Here is an 18,528-nt window from a genome sequence, read left to right as displayed (position 1 = left end):
CACTGATCGTCTTCTGTCTTACTGGAGGCGCGATCGGTCCCCGCCAAGCAGCACGTCCACTGCGCGTTGCCGCTTGGCTGGGATGTATTCTGACGGCCAGTCACCCTCGATGGGTTCGTACTCACGAAGCAACAAGCGGGCTAGCGTCGTGAGATGGACCTCCGTGGGCCCGTCCACGATGCCGAGCTTGACGCTGCTCTCGAACAATCGCGTGAGGGGAAGCTCAGGAGTCACACCGAGTGCGCCATGGAGTTGGATTGCATCGCGGGCCACTGCCTGGAACATGCGTGGCAGCTGGATCTTGACGGCGGCGATGTCCTTGCGCACTGCGCGTGGATCATCGGTCGTGTCGATCTTCCACGCGGTATACATTACGAGCAGGCGGAACTGCTGTACGGCCACGTAGGAATCCGCCAGCATGCGTTGCACAGCCTGCTTCTCACCCAGCATCTCTCCCTTGGTGTGACGAGAAAGAGCCCGTTCGGCCATCATGTCGAGGCATCGCTGTGCCATACCAACCGAGCGCATGGCGTGATGCACTCGGCCACCGCCCAGACGCGTCTGAGCCACGATGAACCCGTGTCCGATCTCGCCAAGCAGAGCATCGGCGGGCAAGCGCACATCGTTGTATACGACAAGCCCCTCAGACTCCTCGCCTACCGGTTCGGTCCAGTGCGAGAAGTTACGTTCAACCGACACACCGGGTGCGTCCGCCGGAACGAGGAACATAGACATGCGCTGTGCCAGCGGTGCATTAGGGTCAGTAACGGCCAGCACAATAAGGAACTCGGCATGTCGGGCGTTCGTGGTGAAGAATTTTCGACCCGAGAGCACCCAACCGTCTCCATCCCGCGTCGCTCGGGTCGTGAAGACGCCGGGATCCGAACCGCCTTCTACCTCGGTCATGGAGTAGGCAGAGAAGATCTCGCCATCGAGCAACGGCTGAAGATATCGATCCCGTTGCTCTTGAGTACCGTACTTCGCGAGAATCTCGGCATTACCGGTATCGGGTGCCTGGGTACCGAAGATGCGCGGACCCCAGAGCGTCGGTCCGAGAATTTCGTTCAGTTCGGCAAGCTCCCTCTGCCCGAAGCCTTGGCCACCCAGCTCCGGAGTAAGGTGACATGCCCATAGTCCCTGCCTGCGGACTTCCTCCATAAGCGGGGCGATGACCTCTCGGCGCACCCCGACGAGTGGCTTATACACGTCGTGTGGCCAGAGCGTATCGACGAGCTCGACACGCTCTCGAACAAACTCTTTGGCCCAATCTAGGGCAGGGCGAAACTTTGGATCGGTTGAAAAGTCCCAGCTCATGGTGCTCCTCCATCTACTCGAATAGTTGCGCCGGTCGTATACGTCGATGCCTTAGACGCGAGGTACATCACCGCACCGACCACCTCGTCTGGCTGCGCAGTGCGCTTTAGCGCGAATTTCTGCACAATCTGGTCCATGACTTTCCGATCCCAGGCACCTGCAATGTCGGTCTCCATGGTTCCCGGCATCACGGTATTGACCCGTACAGCCGGGCCAAGGGCCTGCGCGAACCCGACCGTGGTCGCGTTCAATGCCGCCTTGGCTGCCGCATATGGCAGGGTGCGCGGAGACGGTCGGATGCTCGCGAGGGAGCTGATGTTGATGATCGAGCCGCTACCAGCTTTTTGCATGCGCTCACCGACGAGAGCGGTCAGCCGAAACGGGCCCTTCGCATTGAGCGCGTAAACCGCGTCGAACAGCTTCTCGGATATATCAGTCGGCTTGTCATATACTGGCGACGCGCCAGCGTTGTTGACGAGTACGTCGACCCGGCCGAACCGCTCATAAACAGCAGCGACAAAGGGCTCAAGTTCTTCCCAGTGACCAACGTGGAGCGCGTACGGCATCGTTGGTCTGCCCACCACCGCCGCGATCTCCTCGCTCGTCGCGACACAGCTTTCCCACTTGCGGCTCGCGATCACCACCGACGCGCCAGCGTAGGCGGCGGCGAAGGCGATCCTGCGACCAAGGCCACGGCTACCCCCCGTGACGACCACTACCTGCCCTTCCAACGAGAATAGGCTTTGAGGTTCGAGCGGACTACTCATCGGGGGTCACCGCCAATGAGCCCCGACCGAGGTGCTCGGCGAGCGAACCGGCCTTGCGCATGTAATCCGCTGAGAGAACCCCCAAGATGGCACCGACCGGATCGTCCCACTCTCCCGCGGAATATCGCGCGAAACTACCTTCGAGGATGATCGCCATCTTCCAGCGCGCAAGGACGACGTAGTAGTCGATGTCCTGCGTCGACCGACCGGTCCGCTCAGAGTATCTGTCCAAGATCTCGGCGCGACTCGGCATGAGATCGATCGGAAGATTCCTTCCGGCCCGCATATCATCCCCTTCGGGGTGCCAGGCGATGAGCATGTACCCCAGGTCAAGTAACGGGTCACCTATCGTCGCCATCTCCCAGTCGAGGACGGCCACAACCTCGACCGGATTGTCCCCGCTGTACATCAGATTATGGAAGTGGAAGTCGCCATGCATAAGACCGGGCTCCCAGGTCGTGGGCCTATTCATGCGCAACCATCCGGTTGCGGCATCCCATCCGGGCAGCTCTCGAAACTTGAAGCCATCGAAATACGCGGACCACCGATCGACTTGTCGATCATGAAATCCCTCAGGATGGCCGAATTCCTCAAGCCCAGCGGATCTCCAGTCAAAATTCGCCATGGTTGCTGCTGAGTCGACGATACTGAACGCGATCTCCCGCAACCGGACGGGATCACCGCTGATATCGTCCGGCCATCTGTCGATTTCAGGCGACCACCCGTCGACATGCTCCATCAGATAGAACGGTGATCCGATCACGCCGGAATCCTCACATCCAGCCAAGAAGCGCGCATGCGGGATTTCGGAGTGTTCCAACGCTGGCAGCAGGGTAAGTTCCCTGATCAGCGATTTCATCTTGCTCGGGGAGTCCGGAGCCGCAGCTCGCAACACGGCCCTGAAGCTTCCTTTGGTGACTTGAAAGAGCAGATTTTGCGTGCCGCCCGCCAGTGGTTCCACTGTCGCGGACGCGCCGGGTTCCCCAACGCGTACGCTCTCCATCCATTCAGTCAGCGACTTTGCGAGCGCGACATTGTTGGTCGGAATAAACTCCATCGTTCTCCCTCTCGAACCGAATACGGATTCGTCTCAGTACCCGCCGCCAAGCTTCGAGTGATCCCAACTGGTGATCTTGCGGAGGTTCAGCTTGAGGGCCATTCGCTTCTGAGCCGTCAGCTCGATATCAACCTGGGGATTACGATCCCAGTCCTCGGGATGCAATTGCTGGAAACGCTGCGCGACGTTGTTTGCGATCCGCACGACCTCGTTGTAGTCATCGAGGACCTCGATTTCACCCACAAAAAGCGCACCCTTGATTTCGGAATAGGGCATGGTCTTCTCAATCAAGAAGGAGGCACGAGGGTCGCGCAGAAGGTTGACGACCTTCTGCGACTTCCGGAATGCTGTGAATTCGAGGGTGTTGTCAGTGAACGCGTGCATCATGTTCACCTGGTGAGGGAATCCTCGCGGTCCGATTGTGGCCAGCGTCCCGATCAATGAATGACCCGCGAACGCATATGACTCTTCAACGGACATCGAAATGGGTTTCCGCATATTTTCGCCTTCCTCGCCAAAACTTGGCTTCTAAATTTACACTAGTACATATGTGAAAAACGCGTAGCAGTAGTCCAAAACTCGCTACGCATACACAAGGAATAGTTAGAGCATTGCTAGAGTACGCATCATGTGCGATCTCATCGGTCAGCGTGCGTGCAAGAGAAGTCCGACGAGCTCTGCGACGCAGGCGGGCTTGGTCGATCCCTCCAACTCGATGGTGCACCGGACCACCGATTGGGACCGGTCGCCAACTACATCCACCCTCAGCAAATGTGCAACCGTGCGCACCCGGGAACCTGCCGCCACCGCGGCAGGGAAGCGCACACGATTCAGGCCATAGTTGATCGTCATCGCGAGCCCGGTGACACGGTAGAGTCCTCCGAGCATTTGCGGAAGCAATGCCAGCGTCAGAAAGCCGTGCGCGATTGTGGTGCCGAATGGCCCCTCAGCCGCACGTGTGGGATCGATATGGATCCACTGAAAGTCACCCGTGGCATCTGCAAACTTGTCTATGCTCTGCTGGTCAACGGTGATCCACTCGCTGGTTCCCAGCTCATGACCGACATGGTCGCGAAATTGATCAATTGTGAACTCTTGCATAGTTTCCTGCCCGTCAGTTAAGAGGTCCGCCAGCGACATAGAGCACCTGGCCCGAGATGAAGGATGCTTCCTCTCGGATGAAGAATGACGCGGCAGCGGCGACGTCATCTGGTTCACCTACTCGCCGAACCGGAATACTAGCTGCGCCCTTGGCTTTGAGCTCTTCGAACGTAGTTCCGATGCGCTCGGCGGTCGCCTCGGTCATCGCAGTGGCGATGAAGCCCGGGGCGATCGCGTTCGCGGTGATCCCAAACGGGCCGAGTTCGAGAGCAAGCGTCTTGGTAAAGCCCTGTAACCCGGCCTTGGCTGCCGCGTAGTTGGCCTGACCGCGATTGCCGAGTGCGGATGAGCTCGAAAGATTTACGATGCGCCCAAATCTCGCTTCGACCATGTGCGTTTGTACCGCACGGGTCATCAGAAAAGCGCCACGCAGATGCACATCAATCACGGAGTCCCACTCGGTCGTGGACATCTTGAACAGCAGGTTATCCCGTAAGATTCCCGCGTTGTTCACGAGCACCGTCGGCGCACCGACGCGTTCTACGATTTCCGCGACGGCTTTCTCGACCGTGGCCTCGACGGCGACGTCAGCGGCGAGTCCGATTGCCCGTCCTCCCTCGGCATTGATGAGCTCCGCTGCGCTGACGGCGCTGTTCTCGTCGAGGTCAATCACAGCGACGGCCAGCCCGTCTCTGCTCAATCGGCGGGCGATGGCCTCACCAATTCCGCGGGCGGCACCGGTCACGATGGCGACACGTTGATGAGACATATTTGCTGCTCCTTTTGTCAGGACAGTCGTTCGAGAATCATGGCCATGCCCTGGCCACCGCCGACACACATCGTCTCGACGCCGAATTGCGAATCGGTGTCGCGCATGGCGTTGATCAGCGTCGTAGTGATGCGCGCGCCGGTCATTCCGAAGGGGTGCCCAAGAGCGATGGCACCACCGCGGACGTTCAGTCTGTCCTCGTCGAGCTCCAACTCGCGGGCTGACGCAATAACCTGTGCTGCAAACGCCTCATTAATCTCGAACAGATCTATGTCGGAGACATTCATGCGAGCATTTGCGAGAGCGCGTCGAGTCGCCTCCACTGGACCAAGACCCATGATCTCTGGCGAAAGTGCGCTGACTCCGGTCGAGACTACTCGCGCCAGCGGGGTGTAACCGAGCTCCTTCGCTCGAGTGTCACTCATAATCACCAGTGCGGCCGCGCCGTCGTTGAGCGGGCATGCGTTACCTGCAGTTACCGTACCTCCTTCGAGGAAGACAGGTGAAAGCTGCGACACTGCTTCGAGCGTCACACCCGCCCGCGGTGAGTCATCCTTTGAGACCACGGTTCCGTCAGGCAGCGTGACCGGGGTGATCTCTCGCTCCCAGAACCCTGTGCGCGTCGCAGCCTCGACACGGTTTTGACTACGAACGGCGAACGCGTCCTGATCTTCGCGACTGACATCGTGCAGCTTGGCCACGTTCTCTGCGGTCAGCCCCATACCGATGTACACATCAGGGAGTTCGCCATTCTCACGCGGATCACGCCATGCGGAGTCGGAAGCGGACATCGATGCGGAACGCACCATCGCAGCCGCGAAACGTGGATTCTTAAAATCGCCCTGGACCATTCCCGCTGCCGTGCGGCTCACCGACTCAGCCCCCGCAGAGATGAACACCGATCCCTCACCGGCCCGAATCGCGTGCATGGCCATCCGAGTGGTCTGCAGACTCGAGGAGCAATACCTGTTCACAGTCGTGCCCGGCACGAAATCGAGTCCCGCCAACACCGTCACAACACGTCCGAGGTTATGAAAGACCTCCCCCACTGGCGCAGAATTCCCGATCATCAGATCATCGATCCATGTGGGATCAAAGTCCGGCAGGGCGTCGATTGCCGATTTCACCATCTGCGCAGCAAGCTCGTCAGCACGCATGCCGGCGAACGACCCTTTGTGTGCTCGCCCTATGGGCGAGCGGGCTGCTGACACGATGACAGCTTCAGGCACGATGCACTACCTTTCCGTAGGGAGTTCAGTATTAAACAGGAACTATCAGTCAACAAGCAACACTCTATGAGTATGCGTACATGATAGGCAACTCCTCCTCGCATTCTTTTCTCTTTCTAGCGCATTTCCGTGTAGGCTGGCGGCAAATTACGGCTAAGATTCTGTGCAGATCTACCGTCATCGCCGATGCGTCTGCACTAACGCCGTTTGCCGACCGGGAGGATACCGAGTGACTTTCGAATTTGACCATCTGCTCCTTGACCGAGTGGGGACGGACGGACGCATCGGACGCATCACCATCAACCGTCCTGACAAGAGGAACGCCCTCGCTCCGGAGACGCTAGAGCAGCTCATCCAAGCGCTGGATCAGTTCGAAACGGACCAAGACGTACGCGTGATCATCCTTCGTGGAGCGGGTAGCGGGTTCTCGTCTGGCTATGATCTGACGCGCAGTTACACGCCTGGCGGAGAGGGCATCCGCACTAAGGACGATGCTGATCGCCCCCTAACCTTCAACCACGGCGTCAAGATCGGCCGGGGCACCGCCGCGCAACTCCGCCTGTTTCATGTTTCCAAGCCGACGGTGATTCAGATCCACGGCTTCGCGCTCGCGGGTGGTCTCGAACTGGCGATGATGGGCGATCTCGTCACGGCCTCGGAAGACGCGGTAATCGGCCATCCAGGCCACCGCGCAATCGGGGTGTCTCGGAACGGAATGATTCTGCCGTACATCCTCAACATGCGTAAGGCAAAAGAACTCTTCTTCACAGGCGACGCAGTCACGGGGAAGACTGCCGAAGAAATCGGACTGATCAATTACGCGTGGCCGGCGGATGAACTGGAAGAGCGCACTATTGCGTTCGCAGATCGGATCGCGAACCTGAGTGCAGATTTCCTGGGTGTGCTCAAGCTCGGCATCAACACGTTCTACGAGAATATGGGCTTACAGTCGTCGATGCAGACTCTCACCCATCTCGATGCGACCGCTCAGCACACCGAAGCCGCCTACGAATGGCGAGACCACCTCTCCGCAGACGGGCTCAAGGGAGCCTTGGCATGGCGCGACGGACGCTACGGCGACTACAGCGCGGCACCGCGTCGCGAGGCCGATTGAGATGTCTGATTCATCGACCGGCTCGTCACCATTGCCGAACGGGGGCTCATTGCATAATGCCACGTCGAACCACACCGATGTCACGCCGCATGAAGCCAAGTTTGCGGGTGTGATCGCCACGCTTCGGGATGCGCTTTCCGCCGTAAGCGCGTCGCGTCCGCCAGAGGAAGTCCTGTCGGCGGTGGAGCTGAGACTTCGCGACGTGATCGACCTCACCGCCTCACATCAAGTGGGTGAGCATGACCGGATCGCCGGACGGCTGTGGGAGATCACCGGACGTGGACAGGCGTTGGTCCCGCCCGTGCATTATGAGTTCGCTGGAGGCCACCGCACTCGCGGATGGGTCAGCTTCAGCAAGTTTCACATCGGGAACGGCGCAGCCCATGGGGGTGCGATCGCAATGGTTTTCGACGAAATTATGGGACGGACTCTTGCGGTAGCGGGCATCCGCCAGGCGCGAACAGCGAATCTGTCGGTGAACTTCCGCCGGCTAGTACCGACCGACACCAAGTTGTTGTTCGAAGCCGAGTTACTCGAGCAGGACGGTCGAAAACTCATCACTTCGTGCGAGCTCACCGACGCAGACGGCAACGTTCTCAGTGATGCACGCGGCCTCTTCATACTTGCCCGAGAACCGATCGTCTACTAGTCGTGACCCGGTCAGCGCTACTCGTCCTCAGGCAATGGCCCCGTGTAGGTCACATCCTCCGCGGAAGCGTGGCGCCAGCGGTTGCCCTGCACCATCTCCTCGGCGACGTGCGCCGCAAGCCCCACGGAACGCGAAGCAATGACAATGCCGCGAATTGTCTGCCAGGGGAAGCCGAAATCAAGCAGAATTCCTGCGAGCGCACCCGTGACATTGGGTTGCCCCAGCGACGAACGCCCAGTCGACTCCCCCAGCCGTGTGCCAAGAGCTTCCAGAGCAGCGCAGTGTTGCCCTGCCACACCAAGCTCTGCTGCGAGCGAGAGAAGCCGCAATGCTCGCGGATCCCCTTCGGGGTGCTGAGGATGTCCGAACCCGGGAATCTGTCGATGCTGAGCTCGACAACTCGCGACAAGCTCGGCGCATGCCACAGACAGCTCAGGCGCCTCAATGAGACCGATAAGCAACTGCGCAAGCTGCTCTCCAGGACCCCCATGGTAGTCCGCGATGGTGAGCACGCCACCCGCGATGCTCGCCTGCACCGGCGTTCCGGTAGAGGCAAGCATCCGAGCGACGATCGTGGACGGCGAGATTCCATGATCGGAGAGAGAAACCATGATCGCATCGAGCATCTTGGTCTCATTCGGCTCTGGCAGTCGCCCCGAGAGAATCAGATAGCTTGCCTCAGTATAAGTAAGCCGACCGACGAGATCATCAAGCCGATGGCCCCGGATGATTACCTCATCCTCACGCACCTGCGCGATTGCAGTGCTCCAGGTCATATTACTCATGGTGGTCCTTCCACTCGTTACGCCAGGAATAACCCGGATTCCCGGATCATTCACTCGCCGCTTGTTCGCAACACTACTGACTTGTGTGACATTAAGTTGATCAAATACTACGCAAATTTTCATTTATACTACAAATCAGGAGAATAATGTGTCGCTAGAAACAGTTGGAGCTACGCATGGCACCCATGCCGGCGCGATTCGTGGTGCGCTGCATCGCCGCCCCGAGCGCGTGGCCTTCGAGGAAAATGGCCGCGAGATTACGTACGGCGCAACGGCCGACCGCATCGCCCGGATCATGCGAGTTCTGTCGCAGTCGACGGACCTCAATGGCGCGGCGGTCGGCGTACTGTCGACGAATCGCTCCGACGCATGGATGACCGCAATCGCCACTTCCATGGCAGGCGGCAAGTTCGTCGCACTCGGCGCGCGAAACTCCGCGGAGGACCTCGTATATATGTGCGATGACTCGGGTATCGATGTTCTCGTCGTCGATCCCGAACTCGATGACCTCGCATCCTCCGTCCTACAGCTGAGTAACCGCAAGCCGCGCGTATTCGGCCTAGGAGGGGACGCAATCGGGCCAGACTTGCTCGCTGCCGCGGAATCCGTCGGATCGACTCGGCTCGTCGTTTCACCGTTGGTTCAGGCAAAGACGCCGAGCAAGATTCTATACACAGGCGGCACCACTGGACGCCCCAAAGGGGTCATCATCACCCAGGAAGTGGATCTGAGTAACTCATCTCTACCCCTGGCGGTTTATGGGATGCCGCGGAGAGCTCGATCCCTGGTCAGCGCGCCTATGACGCACGCCGGCAATCCCATCACTGGTTCGACGCTCCTCGGTGGAGGCACCGTTATCGTCGAACCAACGTTCACGCCGGACTCGTTCGTACACGCCATCGAACACCGAGGCGTGAACTCCACGGTCGGTGTACCAACCATGATCTACGCGATCCAGGATTATGCAGAGGGACGTAACGTCGATTTCTCCTCGCTTCAGCACTTCCTCTACGCGGCATCGCCAATTTCTCCGACCCGTTTGGCGTCGGCACAGGAGCGATGGGGATCGATCTTCGTACAGGTCTATTCCGGCATGGAGCTTGCTGGCATCGGCTCAATCCTGCATGCCGACGAGCACGACCTCAGCGATCCGTCCCTCCTGGCCTCGGCCGGTCGCGCGATGCCTCATGTGCAGATGCTCGTGATGGACCCGAAGGGCAACCCGATGCCGACAGGCGAGACCGGTGAGATCTGGGTCCGAGGCCACGGTCTCTTCGCGGGCTACGTGAACATGCCCGATGCCTATGCCGAAGCCATGGAAGGCGGCTGGTACCACACCGGAGACATAGCGCGTATGGACGAACAAGGGTATTTCACGATCGTCGATCGTATGAAAGATGTGATCATGACGGGAGGATTCAGCGTGTTCTCGCGTGAGGTGGAGGATGCCCTCACCGCTCACACCGGTGTGCACTCCGCCGCCGCCATCGGAGTCCCGGACGATTACTGGGGAGAGGCGGTCAAGGCCATTGTCGTACGTACCCCTGGCGTGACTGCCACGGCGGAAGAGATCATTACACATGTCAAGGCACTCAAGGGAGGCGTGGCTGCTCCGAAGTCTGTGGATTTCGTAGATTCACTCCCGCTCACCCCGGCAGGGAAGGTCGACAAGAAGGTGCTTCGCGCAGAGTACTGGACCCAGGAAAATCGTAATGTCAATTAACGACCCCCAAGCTTCAAGTGCCCATACACCTATGCTTGACACAAAGCGAACGCGATAGTGACGAGACGGGGACGTGCTTGGTTAAGGCAATAACACTGGACGATGCGGATCATCAACTCATTGGCCTCCTCACCGAGAACGGACGCATAAGCAACCGCGAGCTAGGGTCTCAAGTCGGCTTGACCGAGGTGACAATCGCCGCACGGTTGCGTCGTCTGCGAGAAAGCGGAGTGTTTCGCGTCGGAGCCGTTGTGGACTGGGCAGCAGCCGGGTACACGTACGGGCTAACCTTTTGGATCACCGTCGAAGGTCGCGACCCTGTCAAAGTCGCCGACGAGATCGCTGAGGCCGAAACGGTCCATGTCGTCGGTGTCACTCTCGGCACGGTGGACATCATTGTCTACGCACTGGGGAGCGGGTATGCCGACATTCATGACCTCACTCGACGCTTTCAGCGGGTGCCCGGCGTAGATCGTGTGGTGGTAGACGTTCAGTACGAGGCGCTCAAGTACAGCCACCGCTACGCTCTACTTCGACAGGATTCGCACGAAATCAGTCTTCCCAATCCTGCCTACGACCTGGATGATCTGGATCGGGAAATCATGCAGGTTCTGCTACGCGATGGACAGATGTCAAACCGCATGCTCGCGCGACAGATCGGCTCGTCAGAGGGCACCGTGCGCGCTCGCCTCCGTCGCCTCGAGGAGTCGGGTCTCCTGCGTATTAGGGGGCAGGTGGACCCGGTATTAGCGCAGGAACTCCGTTCTCTAGCTATTGTCTCTATCGTTCTCGAAGGCACACAAGACGACGAGGTGGTCGCTCAGCTAGTGGCGATGCCTAGTGTGCTCGGTTGTGTCAGAACCAGTGGAACCGGCCAGCTCCTGGTAAACCTCGGCACATCCAGCCGCTCTGCGCTGGTCGACTCCATTCAGAAGGAGATCCGACGCATCCCGGGCATACGCTCCACTCAAACGTGGGAGATCGTTCGCTTCGTTAAAATGCTCAGCCACTTCGCTCGCTTTATCTGAGGCCCACATGCAACTGAGGAGGCCCCGGATCTCCGGGGCCTCCTCAGTTGCATGTGCCAGGGCTAGCCTGCGCGGGAGATATCGGGGAGCCAGGTAACGATCTGAGGGAAGAAGATGAACAACAGCACCATCAGTAGACTCACGCCGATGAATGGCGTCACCCCAAGGAAGACCGTTGGAAGACTCACCTTTACTCCTCCGTTGACCTGCGGATTTTGTGCCAGACGATGGACGACGAACGTGAGCATTCCCACAGGCGGCGACAGTATCGCAATCTCTCCGAGAACCACGACGAAGATACCGAACCAGATCATATCCACTCCCATTGCCGCGAGCGGCGCCTGAAGGAAGGGCAGAGTCAGGAGAATCATCGCGAGGGGATCGAGGAAAGTGCCCAGTGCGACATACACGAGGATCAGAATTAGCAATATCTCGATCCTGCTGAGGTCCATATCAAGGATGGTGGCCGAAAGCCACTGTGCGATGCCGCTGATCGTCATTACGCGAGTCAAGGCGTAGACGCCGATAAGCAAAAGGAAGATTCCTGCCACGGAGGTGGCAGTCTCAGTAAAGGATGACTTCAGGAAGCCCCAGGTGCGTTTGAACCCTCGGTTACCCTTGCCGAACGTCAGCCAGCTGACCAGAAGCGCCGCGATCGCACCGATGGCCGCAGCCTCCGTCGAGGTGAAGATGCCGGTGTAGATGCCACCGAGCACAATGATGACGACGATCGCGATCGGCAGAATCCCGAGCAGCGATCGGAAACGAGTCGCCCAGGTGATTCCGTCCATGGAGAGTTTCGGTGCGTCCTGTGGACGGACCATAGCCCAGATGACGATCAGAATTCCGTAGCCGAGCGCGATGAGGATACCGGGGATGATTCCGGCCAGAAGCTGCGGCCCTACCGGAACTTGAGCGATACCGGCGAAGATTACCAACAACAAACTGGGAGGGATGATCTGTCCCAAGGTTCCTGCCGACGCAACAGCACCGGTCGCAAGAGCAGGACTGTAGCCCGCGCGAAGCATCTCCGGAATCGCCATTCGACCGAGCGCATACGAGATGCCCACAGTCGACCCGCTCGCCGCAGCCAATCCTGCGCCAGCGAAGTTCGTCCCCACCGCGAGCCCGCCGGGCAGCTTCGCCATCCACTGGTTTGCCGCAGCATACGCCTTCGTCGTTAGCCCCCCCTTCCACATTGCAATGCCCATGAGCACGAAGAGTGGAATGATGCTCATCTGCCAGCTTGCGACAGCATCGAACATCAACGACTGCACAGTGTCGACGACGATCTTCACATTGCCGAGTACAAATAGCCCGAAAGAAGCAGCCACGATCATGGCGATCGCGATCGGAACCTGCAAAGCCATCATCTGAAGCATAAGAAGGATGACGAGTCCGCCTACGGTTTCACGAGTGAAGTCGACGAGCAGAATCACGAGAACGTTCAGAACCACCGTCAGCAGGATTACTGCGTAAGTGATCGTTCGTCCACGCCCAGCCTGCTGCTCGGACGTGACTTCGGACGCTCTGGATAGTAGGGACGTCATTCGATGTCCTCCGGATCTGCTTCGAGTTGGCGCACGGTTCGGTACGCACGCGCGATGATCGCGAACGCGTATAAGACAAAAGCAACCACGACGACGAGTCGCGATGGCCACAAAATGATCCAGGGTGCGATCTGCGCCTTCTCCCCGACTTCGAGTGAATGGAGCAGCTCAAGGACTGCCAGATAGCACATCCAGACGATAACGGCGAAGGTGAGACCGCTTGCGACGATTTCGATGATTCGACGCAGCCACGGGGCTGCCCCCTCTCCGAGGATTGTCACGCGGATGTGCTCGTTGCGAATCTCTGCGGCACCCAGCGCAAGAAGCGCCACGGCAGGCATCCACCAGTAGGTCACCATCTCCAGGGTGCCCGTGATCGGATGATTCCAGAAGTAACGTCCGGCGACATCGGCGAGAATAGTAACCGCCATGATGGCGCAGACGACACCGGCAATCGCCGCACCCCAGCGACCGAGCCGCTCGAACGCGCGGACCCAGCGGGGAACAGGCGTATTCAGGTCGACACCGGTGACTATGAGAGTGGTCGTGTTAGGCATGCGATGACGCCCCCTGTCTATTAGACGTGCGAACTGTGAATGCAGTCACGATGCCTTCCGTCCCACGTGATACGACTGATGATTCATCAGGCTCCTTGTTTAGCTCGACGGCATTGTCGGGCCACACGACTCTGGGGGCGAAGCCCGCCGGGTGCTGGCTCCTGTAGGGACCGCACGAATCGTGCTGTCCCTACAGGCTGTTGGGGCCGAGTGAGCAAGAAGGTGCTTCGTCTCGACCCCCGGCTGTTAGAAGAGCGGAATCAGCAAGTCTCCGAAACGATCGACATCGAAGACATCGACACCGGTTCGATAAGATTCGAGCTGCTCCTCGGTACTCCCCACTGGTTCAGTCGGAATTCCGAGCTCGTTAGTTACCGATTCGTGCCACTCCTCAATAAGGTCCTGGTAACGCGCGATGAGAGCTTCAGGATCACTGATGGAGGCTGGTGCGGTCGCAGCAAGCTTGGAGATGGCTTCCTCGTTGTACACATCAATCGTGGCATTCGCGCTCGATGCGTCCTCGATTGTGATTCCAAACGATTCCGCGTCAGCGGCGACAGTCGAGTATCCCTCGATGAATTTCTCTGCCATCGCAGCAGCGAAGTATGCCGCACCCTCGTTGAAAATCTGCTTGAGCTCGTCGGAGAACGAGTTCCAAGTATCGAGGTTGATGATGTATCCATTGCCGGGAAGGCTCGCCATGTTCATGGCATAGTAATATGGCGCCACTTCGGTAATTCCCATCTGCGGGAAGGTCATGAAGCCTGATGCAGTGGAGATACAGTCGATGATTCCACGCTCAAGAGCCTCATACGCCTCGGTGAGTGGAAGCGAAGCTGGGATCATCCCGAGGGACTCAACCTCGCCCGCCCAGAACTCACCGACAACACGGACTCGCTTACCTGCAGGATCCCCGAGTGGCTCCTTGCAGTATAAGTCGGCGCGCGGGGAATTACCGATCCAGAGAGCCCTGACGTTGTGGTTGATCAGCTCCTGTTGCAGGTCTTCGCTCTCCTGAACCAGTTCGACGGTCGCGCCCTGTGCCTGCAGATACGAGGCTGGCCAGCTCTCACCCTGCACTGCTCCGAGTCCGCTCAGCCATGCCAAGCCAGGTGTGTCATCTGGTGTGAAGGCTCCAGAGATTGCGGAGATATCAGCCAATCCCGAACCCGTCGAGCCGAGCGCATCAAGGTATGGGAAAAGAGAAGAGGACCAATACGGTTCGAATGTCACCTTGCCATCTGTCGCTTGCTCGATGTAATCCATAAAAGCAACGACGGCCTGCCCCTGTGCAGCTTCCTCGGCGTTCGCCTCCGCTACCTTCAAGACGATCGGGTCCATGTCGGCGATTGTCCCACCGGAGCCCGATCCCCCACCTGGATCAGTCTTCTCTCCTGCGGCGCAACCGCTCGTCAGTAACGCGACCGTACTAACCATGCCGATGAAGAGCAGGCTCTTCTTCTTGATGTTCATAGAACCCCTTTGTTGCGATGCAGACATCGTTGACGTGCTTCACTCGTGAGACTGCGCGATCTTATTGTGTACCTAAGCTCACATCTCATTTCCTCTATTAGAAGGTACCTTTGAACTCGGCATATGTCTATTAGAGATTTGGGCTGCTCCAGTTCGCGTAGCGTTGGGCTGCTCGTACTGGCCAACGCGCAGCATGTCGAGTGCTCGTCTGGTCGCGTCGACCACAATGCACGGGATTGACACCGGCCAGGTGACGATGTTGACACCGATATCCCACAGCTGGTCGACGTTGAACCGATCGCCTCGCCGAATTCGGTCATGTCCACCAGGATCGGTTTGGTCTGTTCCTCAATGCGGGCACCGAACCGGCGTCCTCCGGCTCCTGGATGGCGCGCACCACTTCCTAAAGCACGCGTCCGACAAGAAGGGCGACGCATATCTGTTCACCAACAAGCAAGGTGGACAGCTGAAGGTCGGCGTCGTTCGCAAATTCCCTCTTGGCTTTCGCCGCCATGCGTTGCGCCACTACGCCGCGTCGACTTGGTTGCGCCTCAGAACGCCTGTACATGAAGTGGCGGAGCACCTCGGGGCCGATCCCCGCACGGTCCTCAAGATCTACGCGCATATTCTCGGCGAAGGACAACGCCGCGACTTCGTCCGTCGACTCGCGATCGCGGAGACCGCTCAGAAAAAGTCGGGACACTACACGGACACTAAAGCCCCGATTCCTGATCAGAACCCAGCATATCTGAATCAAGAAAACTCAGGAATAGGCTTCTGACCAGGTATTTTCTGCGGAGACGGAGGGATTTGAACCCTCGGTCCCCGTAAGAGGACTCCACCTTAGCAGGGTGGTGCACTAGGCCACTATGCGACGTCTCCAGGCATCCAGGCCAAAACTCGGATGCACTCAGCAAGCATAACCGCTCAGAGAGAGCGGAGCGAACCGGCTACTCGAGTACTGGCTCGGCATCCGCGAGCAGACGTGCACTCGCCGTCGCCATGTGCACCGCCATCGCCGATGCTGCACCGTCGGCATCCTTCGCGCGCACCGCCTCAAGCACTGCCTCATGCTCAGCAACCGCCCGCTCAGCATGCTCACGATCATGCACTGCGCGATCCGCGTACACCTGAAGCAGAGAACGGACGACATGGACCTGATCGGTCAGCGTCTCATTGCCAGCAGCCTCCGCCAATGCATGATGAAAATCCAGATCAGCGCGCGCGAACGCCGCCAGCTCGGTCACGGTCGCGCGCATACGCTCGACGATCTGTGCCATTCGCTCGAGAATCGCGTCGTCCGCACGTGTCGCCGCAAGGCGTGCAACGTAGATCTCCAGCCCTTCACGCAACTCGAGCAGCTGAGCAGTGCGACGCTCGCCGATCAGGAGCCCCCACCGAAGCGTCTGTGGGAGAAGTTCACTCGCAGCACCGCGCAGATAGGTACCGGATCCGGGGCGCACATCCACGATTCCAAGAATCTCCAACGCCGCCAGCGCCTCGCGCACCGCCGAACGACCCACCCCCAGCGTTGCAGCGAGCTGCCTCTCTGGTGGCAACCGCGCACCGGAGGCGACGGATCCGCTGGTGAAAAGGTCCATCAGCCGTCGCGCGACCTCGGACACCGGAGACCCTGACGGCAGCGAACCCAGGGCGGCTGTGATGTCGGCGACTCCATCACCGGGAAATGCGGGCATAGAGCCAACTTACTCCGACAGCGCAGAATCGCGCTTGCAATTGGTCAACCGGTTTGTCAAAATAGCAACATGATCGGTCTCGGCACCTATGCCTACTTCTGGCAGCACTCCGATCGCGCGCCCCAGCCGCTAAGCCTCATCGGTGCGTTCGAGGACACCCGCACGCAGGGCATCGACCTGTTCCAGATCTGCGACTACGCGCCGCTGGAGCAGATGAACGACGCCGAGCTGCGCAACGCCGCATCCGCCGCCCGTGACCTCGGCCTCACCATCGAGCTGGGCACCAAGGCCATCGCACCCGAACATTTGAGCCGCTTCCTGAAGCTCGCGGAGATCTTCGACGCGCACCTCGTGCGCAGCATGCTCTACGGCCCGGATTCCCGCCCCAGCCTCGCCGAAGCCGAGACGTGGCTGCGCAGCAGCATCCGAGATTACGAGTCCGCCAACGTCATGCTCGCCCTCGAGACTTACGAACAGGTCCCCACCCTCGATCTGATCGGCGTCATCGAACGCGTGGGCAGCGACCGACTCGGGATCTGCCTCGACCCTGCCAACGTCACGGCCCAGCTCGAGCAGCCGCGCACGTGCGTCGAGCAAACGGCTGCGCTCACCAAGAACGTGCATGTGAAGGACTTCGCCTTCGCCCGACAGCCGGGCTGGGTGGGGTTCACATACAGCGGCGCGCAGATGGGCACCGGTCTGCACGATTACGCACACCTGCTCGCGACTGTGCGTCCGCGCGAGCGCGGCATCAACGAAATCGTCGAGCACTGGTTGCCGTGGCAGGACGACCCAGCGACCACCATCCGAACCGAGCGGGAATGGACCCGCGCCACGCTAGACCACCTGAGGAGCACACTATGAGCGACAACTACAAGATCGCCGTCATCGGCGCGGGCGGCAAGATGGGCATGCGCGTGTCCAACAACCTGGTGAAGACCGACCACACCGTCTGGTACGTCGAGAACTCCCCCGCGGGCCGGCAGCGCACCATCGACGCCGGCCGCGAACTGACGGATGCCACGGCAGCCGTTGCCGACGCCGACATCGTCGTCCTCGCCGTCCCCGACCTTGCGCTCGGCCCCGTCACCGCAGACATCGTCCCACAGCTGCGCGCCGGAGCAATCGTGCTCACGCTAGACCCCGCCGCCGCCTACGCGGGCCTCCTCACTACAAGAGCGGATGTCATCCAGGCCGTCGCCCACCCGTGCCACCCGTCGATCTTCCTGCAGCGCGAGACCCCGGAGCAGTGGGCCGACACATTCGGCGGCATCGCCGCCCCGCAGGACGCCATCGCCGCAGTGGAATCGGATGATCCGGCCAAGCGGGCCATCGTCGAAGCGACCGTACGCGCGATCTATGCGCCGGTCATCGATGTGCACTGGGTCACCATCAAGCAGCTCGCCCAGCTCGAGCCGACCCTCGTGGAAACCATCGCCTGCATGATCGGCGCACTCCTCAACGAGGCTCTGCAAGAGACAGTGAACACCATGGGTGTGCCGGAGGCCGCAGCGCGCAGCATCCTCTACGGCCACACGCAGGTCGCCCTCGCAAACGGCCTGCGCGGCGACAATCCGTTCTCTGACGCGTGCCTCATCGCGATGGACTACGGCCGCGAGAGCATCATCAAGGACGACTGGAAGAAGATCTTCCGCGATGATGAACTCGACAAGAACCTCGCCCGCATGCTCCACCTCGACGAAATCACACGCTGA

At 59.6% G+C, this 18,528-nt stretch carries 19 protein-coding genes and 1 tRNA gene; 6 read left to right on the top strand and 14 right to left on the bottom strand.

The window, feature by feature from the left end; genetic code table 11:
- Nucleotides 1–18: 18 nt before the first annotated feature.
- The 7 genes from ACSU1G_RS13200 to ACSU1G_RS13170 form a co-directional block, all read right to left on the bottom strand.
- Nucleotides 19–1,314, bottom strand: coding sequence for an acyl-CoA dehydrogenase family protein (locus ACSU1G_RS13200; RefSeq protein WP_439280409.1), 1,296 nt, complete (start codon nucleotides 1,312–1,314; stop codon nucleotides 19–21).
- Nucleotides 1,311–2,081, bottom strand: a complete 771-nt coding sequence (locus ACSU1G_RS13195) for an SDR family oxidoreductase (protein ID WP_439280408.1) — start codon at nucleotides 2,079–2,081, stop codon at nucleotides 1,311–1,313. Before ACSU1G_RS13195 ends, ACSU1G_RS13200 begins: the two co-directional genes overlap by 4 nt.
- Nucleotides 2,074–3,138 carry a phosphotransferase family protein gene (locus ACSU1G_RS13190; RefSeq protein ID WP_439280407.1) on the bottom strand — a complete coding sequence of 355 codons (1,065 nt, stop codon included), beginning with the start codon at nucleotides 3,136–3,138 and terminating at the stop codon, nucleotides 2,074–2,076. Before ACSU1G_RS13190 ends, ACSU1G_RS13195 begins: the two co-directional genes overlap by 8 nt.
- A 33-nt stretch (nucleotides 3,139–3,171) precedes the next feature.
- Nucleotides 3,172–3,618, bottom strand: coding sequence for a pyridoxamine 5'-phosphate oxidase family protein (locus tag ACSU1G_RS13185; protein WP_439280457.1), 447 nt, complete (start codon nucleotides 3,616–3,618; stop codon nucleotides 3,172–3,174).
- A gap of 165 nt (nucleotides 3,619–3,783) precedes the next feature.
- Entirely contained in the window at nucleotides 3,784–4,239 is a 456-nt protein-coding gene (locus ACSU1G_RS13180; protein ID WP_439280406.1) for a MaoC family dehydratase, read from the bottom strand.
- Nucleotides 4,240–4,252: 13 nt separating this feature from the next.
- Complete coding sequence (gene fabG / locus ACSU1G_RS13175; RefSeq protein WP_439280405.1) at nucleotides 4,253–5,008, bottom strand: 3-oxoacyl-ACP reductase FabG; 756 nt, start codon at nucleotides 5,006–5,008, stop codon at nucleotides 4,253–4,255.
- Between the two features lie 17 nt (nucleotides 5,009–5,025).
- Nucleotides 5,026–6,237, bottom strand: a complete 1,212-nt coding sequence (locus tag ACSU1G_RS13170; protein WP_439280404.1) for an acetyl-CoA C-acetyltransferase — start codon at nucleotides 6,235–6,237, stop codon at nucleotides 5,026–5,028.
- Between the two features lie 229 nt (nucleotides 6,238–6,466).
- Here ACSU1G_RS13170 and ACSU1G_RS13165 point away from each other — a divergent pair, with 229 nt between their 5' ends.
- Both ACSU1G_RS13165 and ACSU1G_RS13160 read left to right on the top strand, forming a co-directional pair.
- A complete protein-coding gene (locus ACSU1G_RS13165) occupies nucleotides 6,467–7,351 on the top strand; it encodes an enoyl-CoA hydratase-related protein (protein WP_439280403.1) in 885 nt (294 codons plus the stop codon).
- A 1-nt stretch (nucleotide 7,352) separates the two neighbouring features.
- A complete protein-coding gene (locus ACSU1G_RS13160) occupies nucleotides 7,353–8,000 on the top strand; it encodes a PaaI family thioesterase (RefSeq protein WP_439280402.1) in 648 nt (215 codons plus the stop codon).
- Nucleotides 8,001–8,017: 17 nt separating this feature from the next.
- Here ACSU1G_RS13160 and ACSU1G_RS13155 read toward each other — a convergent pair whose 3' ends face one another.
- Nucleotides 8,018–8,785, bottom strand: coding sequence for a citryl-CoA lyase (locus ACSU1G_RS13155; RefSeq protein ID WP_439280401.1), 768 nt, complete (start codon nucleotides 8,783–8,785; stop codon nucleotides 8,018–8,020).
- A gap of 148 nt (nucleotides 8,786–8,933) precedes the next feature.
- Here ACSU1G_RS13155 and ACSU1G_RS13150 point away from each other — a divergent pair, with 148 nt between their 5' ends.
- Together ACSU1G_RS13150 and ACSU1G_RS13145 are read left to right on the top strand one after the other, a co-directional pair.
- Nucleotides 8,934–10,508: an AMP-binding protein gene (locus ACSU1G_RS13150; RefSeq protein ID WP_439280400.1), complete on the top strand. Its 1,575-nt coding sequence runs from the start codon at nucleotides 8,934–8,936 to the stop codon at nucleotides 10,506–10,508.
- Nucleotides 10,509–10,525: 17 nt separating this feature from the next.
- Nucleotides 10,526–11,536 (top strand): Lrp/AsnC family transcriptional regulator, encoded by a 1,011-nt coding sequence (locus tag ACSU1G_RS13145; protein ID WP_439280399.1) that lies wholly within the window; start codon nucleotides 10,526–10,528, stop codon nucleotides 11,534–11,536.
- Nucleotides 11,537–11,598: 62 nt separating this feature from the next.
- Here the strand turns inward: ACSU1G_RS13145 and ACSU1G_RS13140 are convergent, their stop codons facing one another.
- The 6 genes from ACSU1G_RS13140 to ACSU1G_RS13115 all read right to left on the bottom strand — a co-directional run bounded on the left by ACSU1G_RS13140 (nucleotide 11,599) and on the right by ACSU1G_RS13115 (nucleotide 16,813).
- Nucleotides 11,599–12,993: a TRAP transporter large permease gene (locus tag ACSU1G_RS13140; RefSeq protein WP_439280398.1), complete on the bottom strand. Its 1,395-nt coding sequence runs from the start codon at nucleotides 12,991–12,993 to the stop codon at nucleotides 11,599–11,601.
- Nucleotides 12,994–13,082: 89 nt separating this feature from the next.
- Nucleotides 13,083–13,643: a TRAP transporter small permease subunit gene (locus ACSU1G_RS13135; RefSeq protein WP_439280397.1), complete on the bottom strand. Its 561-nt coding sequence runs from the start codon at nucleotides 13,641–13,643 to the stop codon at nucleotides 13,083–13,085.
- A gap of 246 nt (nucleotides 13,644–13,889) precedes the next feature.
- Nucleotides 13,890–15,116 carry a hypothetical protein gene (locus ACSU1G_RS13130; protein ID WP_439280396.1) on the bottom strand — a complete coding sequence of 409 codons (1,227 nt, stop codon included), beginning with the start codon at nucleotides 15,114–15,116 and terminating at the stop codon, nucleotides 13,890–13,892.
- A gap of 403 nt (nucleotides 15,117–15,519) precedes the next feature.
- On the bottom strand, nucleotides 15,520–15,819 hold the full coding sequence (locus ACSU1G_RS13125) for a hypothetical protein (RefSeq protein WP_439280395.1): 300 nt from the start codon (nucleotides 15,817–15,819) through the stop codon (nucleotides 15,520–15,522).
- Nucleotides 15,820–15,911: 92 nt separating this feature from the next.
- Nucleotides 15,912–15,998, bottom strand: a tRNA-Ser gene (locus ACSU1G_RS13120).
- Between the two features lie 68 nt (nucleotides 15,999–16,066).
- Nucleotides 16,067–16,813, bottom strand: coding sequence for a FadR/GntR family transcriptional regulator (locus tag ACSU1G_RS13115; protein ID WP_439280394.1), 747 nt, complete (start codon nucleotides 16,811–16,813; stop codon nucleotides 16,067–16,069).
- A 69-nt stretch (nucleotides 16,814–16,882) separates the two neighbouring features.
- Here ACSU1G_RS13115 and ACSU1G_RS13110 point away from each other — a divergent pair, with 69 nt between their 5' ends.
- Together ACSU1G_RS13110 and ACSU1G_RS13105 are read left to right on the top strand one after the other, a co-directional pair.
- Nucleotides 16,883–17,677, top strand: a complete 795-nt coding sequence (locus tag ACSU1G_RS13110; protein ID WP_439280393.1) for a sugar phosphate isomerase/epimerase family protein — start codon at nucleotides 16,883–16,885, stop codon at nucleotides 17,675–17,677.
- On the top strand, nucleotides 17,674–18,528 hold the full coding sequence (locus tag ACSU1G_RS13105; RefSeq protein ID WP_439280392.1) for a phosphogluconate dehydrogenase C-terminal domain-containing protein: 855 nt from the start codon (nucleotides 17,674–17,676) through the stop codon (nucleotides 18,526–18,528). The genes ACSU1G_RS13110 and ACSU1G_RS13105 overlap by 4 nt, the downstream gene beginning before the upstream one ends.

The sequence above is a fragment of the Microbacterium sp. A93 genome (genome assembly GCF_051842835.1).
The sequence above is the reverse complement of the archived record's forward strand: the minus strand, read 5'-3'. Positions and strand labels throughout refer to the sequence as shown.